Here is a 5,704-nt window from a genome sequence, read left to right on the forward strand (position 1 = left end):
GTGGCGCCGGGTCGGACTGATTTCGGCGAGCAGGTCGCAGGTCTGGTCGTCCGCTCGAAACTGACTATCATGGCGATGAAACAAGCAACTTCACTCAGTTCTACGGCTGCCCGGAGCAGCGCCGGAGGTGACCGCGTGACCACCGCGGACCGTGACCGTACCGCACTGGCCGGCGCCCGGCTGGTCCTGCCCGGCGGCGTCGTCGAGGGCGGCCGCCTGGCCGTCGAGGGCGACCGGATCGTCGGCCTCGGAGGCGAGAGCGAGCCCGGCGACCTCGACCTGACCGGGTACACCGTCGTCCCCGGCTTCGTCGACCTGCACGTGCACGGCGGCGGTGGCGCCTCCTACGCCTCCGGCATCGCGGAGGAGGCCCTGCTCGCCGCCCGTACGCACCTGGAGCACGGCACCACCACCACGGTCGCGTCCACCGTCACCGGGGAGATCGACGAGGTCGCCCGCCAGGCGTCCGTGCTGTCCGAGCTGGTCGAGGACGGCGTGCTGGCCGGCATCCACTTCGAGGGCCCGTTCATCTCGCACAACCGCTGCGGCGCCCACCGCCCCGACCTGTTGCGCGACCCGGACCCGGCGCTGGTGCGCAAGCTGGTCGACGCGGCCCGCGGCCACGCGAAGATGGTCACCCTGGCCCCCGAACTGCCCGGCGGCCTGGACTCGGTGCGGATGCTCGCCGACCTCGGCGTGATCGCCGCCGTCGGCCACACCGAATCCGACTACGCCACCACGCTGGAGGCGATCGACGCCGGCGCGAGCGTCGCCACGCACCTCTTCAACGCGATGCCCGGCATCGCCCACCGCGCCCCGGGCCCGATCGTGGCGCTGCTGGAGGACGAGCGGGTCACCGTCGAGCTGATCAACGACGGCGTGCACCTGCACCCGTCCGTGCTCGACCTCGCCTACGGCACCGCCGGGGCGTCCCGGGTCGCCCTGATCACCGACGCGATGGGCGCGGCCGGCATGGGCGACGGCCTCTACCCGCTCGGCCCGCTCCAGGTCGAGGTCAAGGACGGCGTCGCGATGCTCCCGGACGGCAGCTCCATCGCGGGCTCCACCCTGACGCTGGACGTCGCGTTCAAGCGCTCGCTCACCGTCGACGGCCTGACGCTGAACCAGACCGTCGAGTCGCTGTCCGCCACCCCGGCCCGCCTGCTGGGCCTCGCCGACTCGATCGGCTCGCTGGAGACGGGCAAGCAGGCCGACCTGGTCGTGCTCGACTCCGAGGGCTACGACCTGGTCGCCGTCATGCGCCGCGGCCGCTGGGTCCTCGGCGGCGAGCGCTTGCTGCCCCGGGCCGGCTGACCGGCGGGGTGGCGGAGCCGCGGTCCGCGGTCCGCCGGTGTCCGCAGAGCTGCTGGAATCCCGGGTCGGTGCGGAGGAACTCGGCGTACGTGCCGGTGGCGGCGGCCGTGCCGTCGGAGAGCATGACGACGGTGTCCGCCGCTGGACAGGCGCACCCCGCGTTCCCCGACCTCGGTGTCGAGGCCCGCCGTCAGGCCGTGCACCTTCCCGGTGAGGTTGACGAGGTCGAGGACCTCCCAGAGCCGGTCGTCGGTGACGTCCGGGGCGGCGTAGCAGAGGTTGTCCCGCAGGGTGCCGTGCAGGATCGGGCAGTCCTGTTCGACCCAGCCGAGGTGTGAGCGCCATTCCGCGAGGCCGAGGTCCGTGGCGGGCCGCCCGTCGATGCGGATGCTGCCGCTCCACGGCTCGTAGAAGCGGTTGATCAGGGCGAAGGCGGTCGACTTTCCGGCCCCGGACGGGCCGACCAGGGCCACCAGCGCGTGTGCGGGAACGGTGAGCGACAACCCCCGGAGGACCGGCGCGTCGGGGCTGTAGCCGAACCGCAGATCGCGGATCTCCAGCGAAGGCGCCGACGGCGGGCCCTGGTCCGGTTGCGGTCCGGAGGTGGTGCGGCCGGCCGTCGTCGCCCCGCTGCCGTCCTCGGTGGGCGCGCAACTGCCGCCAGGCGGTCACCGGGCGGCGGCGGAAGAGCGTGTGCAGATAGGCGGCGCCCCCGGTGAACAGCTCGTCCGCCCCGTGCCCGGCCAGGTGCCGGGTGGCGCCGTGCTCGACCAGGTGCCCGCCAGCTCTGCTGGCGGGCTGTTCCGCGCGAGTCGGCGGCCGCCGGTGCGCCCGTCGCCCGGTCGCTCATCCTCCGGCGTCCGCGGTGGGGCGCCGGGCACCGCTTCGGTGTCGAGGGTCGCGATCACCGCCGGGCCCGAAGTCCACTTGCTGTCGGCCGAGTCGAGTCACCGATGGCGGCGGTGCTCACAGCTCCGTCGGGTAACCGCTCCGGGGAGGCTTGGCGTTGGCGAGCTGTCGCCGGGGCGCCCGAGGGGGGCGGGACGGGGACTCGCGTGACGGCGAACGCGGCGGAGTCCAGGCCGGGGTGGTGGTGGTCTCCGGGTCGGCGGGCGGGCTGCGCAGGGCCTGGGCTTCGATGGCTTCGGCGAGACGCCGCAGGGCGATCCGGACCTGCGTGCTCTGTCCGTCGCTGAGTGCCCCGAGGACCTGTTGCTCGATGGCCAGGCGCTTGGGCATGACGTCGTCGACGGCGGCCGCGCCCGCGTCGGTGATGAAGACCAGCGCCGCGCGCCGGTCCGCGGGATTCACCGTCCGGACGACGAGGGCGCGACGTTCCAGCTTGGCCAGCGCCTTGCTCAGCGCGGCCGGCGACCGCCCCATCGAGGCGGCGAGGCGGCGCGCGATCGTCGGCTCGGTCGAGTGGCGGAGGTGGTAGAGCACGTCGAACTCCGATGAGCTGACGGCCGCCGCTTCGAACACCGGTTCAAGGAGGAACTCCAGCATCGCGTGGGCGTGTCGGAGGCCGCCGATGATCTCCATCGACGAAAGGTCGAGGTCAGGACGGCTCTGTACCCACAGCTGCCATACCGCCTGCGTTTCATCCATTCGTGCACATGCTCCAACTTGTTAACCGGTAACCTTTCAGTTACCGTATGACACGTGGCCCGCTTCGAGCTGGGCGACCTGGGCACGCTCATCGGAGACTTGTCCGGTTTCTTGCTCTCTGTGTAGTTGATCTGCTCATGTCATATGAGCCTGGACCGCGACATCCCGCCCGATAGCTTCTCGTCTATGACCGGAGCTGAGGAAAGTGTCACCATGGTCATCGCACATGTCCCCGTCATCCCGTTCCCTGGAACGAATCCGGGATTGGGCTACCTCCGGCAGATAGTACTGGACCGGAATAGCTCGGTGTCCAGCCATTTGCGCGCGTCGGCGTCAAGCAGATCGGACCGGCAGCTTGCCGGGCCCGCATCGCCCGGCAGCGCGCCGAGAAAGTCGAGTTGACGCCGCGGCGGGCATGAACTCGCCGTACTGCTCGAACACTTCGAACGGCCCGAAGCGGAACGCGTCGGCGTGACCGGCTCCGCACGGGCGGCCCGCCGCGGTCGCCACGGGCCGCCGTCGCCCTGCGTACCGAGGCCGGTCACCGCGCCCCGGTGCGCCTTTCACGGATCCGCCGCGGGCTGATCGCCCGTGGTTCGTCACCGAATTCAGAATTTCTCCGGCGGTCGCCCGCCGACCCCGAAAAATCCGCATGGCCAGATTCCGGGAAAAGGTTTCCGCGCGCTATGACCGATCGCTTGGGATTCAGTCTCACTCAATTGCGCTACTTCGTCGTCTCCGCCGAGATCGGCAACATCTCGGAGGCGGCGGAGAAGCTGTGCGCCTCGCAGTCGACGGTCTCGTCGGCGATCATGCGGCTGGAACGTCAGCTCGGTGTTCAGCTGTTGCTCCGTCACCATGCCCGTGGGGTCTCCCTGACGCCGAGCGGTCGCCACCTGCTGCGGGAGGCGCGCGCGTTGCTGGGGCAGGCCAGGAGCCTCAAGGCGCAGGGCGACGCCCTGGCGGGCGACACGGCAGGCCAGCTCGACGTCGGGTTCTTCTTCCCGATCGCCCCGTTCCTGCTGCCGCTGGTCCACCGTTTGGCCGGGGAGCGGCACCGGGCGCTGGAGCTGAACCTCCACGAGGCGTCCGCCGACCGGTTGCTGGAGTTCCTCCGGGACGGCCGGTGCGAACTGGCGGTGACGTACGACTTCCTGGCGGGCGACGCCAGGTTCCACCCGTTGGTCGATCTGCCGGTGCACGCCCTGCTGGCGGATGACGACCCGTCGGGCCTGGCCGGCCCGCTCGCTCTGGACGAGTTGGCCGGTCGACCGCTGGTCGCCCTGAACGTCCCGAGCGTGCTCCGTCACGCCGAGCGGATGTTCTCCCGCGCGGGCGTCCGCATGCCGCGGGTGGTGAAGGCGGCGAGCATCGAGACGCTTCGCGGCCTGGTGGCCGCCGGTGCCGGGTTCGCCTTGATGTATCAACCCGCCCGAACCGCAACGACGTTGGACGGGGGCAGGGTCCGCGAGGTCGAGCTGGTCGGAGACCTGCCGCCCGCGACCCTGGGCGCGGCCGTGATGCCCGAGCTGGCCATGAGCAGCCGCGGCAGGGCGTTCCTGGACGTGCTCAGATCCGCGGTCGCGGTCGGGGCGAGCCGGGGGCAGGTCGGGGCGGGTCGGGCGCAGGTCAGTGCAGGTCAGCAGGTAGTCATGGGTTGAGGGAGCGTCGTGCTGGCAGTCATCTTCGCTGGTCAGGGAAGTCAGGAAAAGGGAATGGGGGCAGAGGTCTTCGAACGGTACCCGGGGCTGGTCCAGTACGCCTCGGACGTGCTGGGGTACGACCTGGTCTCCTTGTGCACGGAGGACCCGGACGGCCTGCTGGGCCGCACGGAGTACACCCAGCCGGCGCTGTTCGTCGTCAACGCGCTGCGGACCTTCGAGCGGGTCCACCACGGGGACCGGGAGGCGGACGTCTACCTCGGGCACAGCCTGGGCGAGTACAACGCGCTGCTCGCGGCCGGGTCCTTCGCCTTCGAGACGGGGCTGCGGCTGGTCGCCAAGCGCGGCGAGCTGATGGCGGCGGCCTCCGAGGGCGGCATGACCGCCGTCATGAACACACCGCCCGGGCAACTGCTGGAGATCCTCGCGGAGGACGGCGTCGACGGCGTCGACATCGCCGGCCTCAACACCGGCTCGCAGGTGGTCATCGCGGGCACCCCGCCGGTCCTGGACGCGGCGCACGCCTGCCTGGAGCGCCGGGAGATCCGCTTCGTACGGCTCAAGGTGAGCGCGCCCTTCCACTCCCGGTACATGGAGCCGGCCAGGGTGCGGTTCGCCGAGTTCCTGACGGAGTTCGAGTTCGCCGATCCCGACACCCCCGTCATCTCCAACGTCACGGGCCGGCCGTACGAGCCGGGACAGGTGACGCGCATGCTCACGGAGCAGTTGGTCGCCCCGGTGCGCTGGACCGACAGCGTCCGCGGGCTGCTCGACGGCGACGCCGAGCTGGAATTCACCGAAATCGGGGGCCTGGCCCTCACTCACATGGTGTTCAAAATCAGGGCTGGAGTCTGACACATGGCAACCACGACGGACACGATCCGGCTGTACCTGGAAGACCGTTTCCTCTTCGAGTTCGACGACGTGATCACCCCGGACACCGACCTGTTCAAGGCGGGGGTCATCGACTCGTTCGGCTACGTCAGGATGATGAAGTTCCTGGAGTCCGAGTTCTCCGTCGAGATCTCCCCGGAGGACATCCTCGTGAACGTCTTCGTCTCGCTCACCGCGATCGACGAGTTCGTCACCAAGAAGATCTCCGCGAAGTAGAAGGACGGATC

The 5,704-nt window shown here is 70.4% G+C and carries 6 protein-coding genes; 4 read left to right on the forward strand and 2 right to left on the reverse strand.

Annotated elements, in window-relative coordinates; genetic code table 11:
* The first annotated feature begins 135 nt into the window (after positions 1-135).
* Entirely contained in the window at positions 136-1,314 is a 1,179-nt protein-coding gene (nagA, locus tag AC07BF_RS27620; protein ID WP_478334061.1) for an N-acetylglucosamine-6-phosphate deacetylase, read from the forward strand.
* On the opposite strand, the gene AC07BF_RS27625 is transcribed toward nagA, so the two are convergent.
* Complete coding sequence (locus tag AC07BF_RS27625; protein ID WP_478334062.1) at positions 1,239-1,817, reverse strand: ATP-binding cassette domain-containing protein; 579 nt, start codon at positions 1,815-1,817, stop codon at positions 1,239-1,241. The genes nagA and AC07BF_RS27625 overlap by 76 nt on opposite strands.
* 463 nt (positions 1,818-2,280) lie before the next feature.
* A complete protein-coding gene (locus AC07BF_RS27630; protein ID WP_363588726.1) occupies positions 2,281-2,922 on the reverse strand; it encodes a MarR family winged helix-turn-helix transcriptional regulator in 642 nt (213 codons plus the stop codon).
* Positions 2,923-3,620: 698 nt separating this feature from the next.
* Here AC07BF_RS27630 and AC07BF_RS27635 point away from each other — a divergent pair.
* The 3 genes from AC07BF_RS27635 to AC07BF_RS27645 are packed head-to-tail and all read left to right on the forward strand — an operon-like array spanning position 3,621 to position 5,693.
* On the forward strand, positions 3,621-4,583 hold the full coding sequence (locus AC07BF_RS27635) for a LysR family transcriptional regulator (RefSeq protein ID WP_363633446.1): 963 nt from the start codon (positions 3,621-3,623) through the stop codon (positions 4,581-4,583).
* A gap of 9 nt (positions 4,584-4,592) precedes the next feature.
* Complete coding sequence (locus AC07BF_RS27640; RefSeq protein ID WP_363626112.1) at positions 4,593-5,438, forward strand: ACP S-malonyltransferase; 846 nt, start codon at positions 4,593-4,595, stop codon at positions 5,436-5,438.
* 3 nt (positions 5,439-5,441) lie between these two features.
* The gene (locus tag AC07BF_RS27645) at positions 5,442-5,693 is read left to right on the forward strand and encodes a phosphopantetheine-binding protein (protein ID WP_350884062.1); all 252 of its coding nucleotides are present in this window, start codon (positions 5,442-5,444) and stop codon (positions 5,691-5,693) included.
* The last annotated feature ends 11 nt before the right edge of the window (positions 5,694-5,704 follow it).

The organism is Kitasatospora sp. NPDC043950 (genome assembly GCF_056435345.1).

Excerpts from the sequence above, each read along its gene's own strand:
- AC07BF_RS27630 (WP_363588726.1), bottom strand. The coding sequence starts at position 2,922 with ATGGATGAAACGCAGGCGGTATGGCAGCTGTGGGTACAGAGCCGTCCT.
- AC07BF_RS27645 (WP_350884062.1), top strand. The coding sequence starts at position 5,442 with ATGGCAACCACGACGGACACGATCCGGCTGTACCTGGAAGACCGTTTC.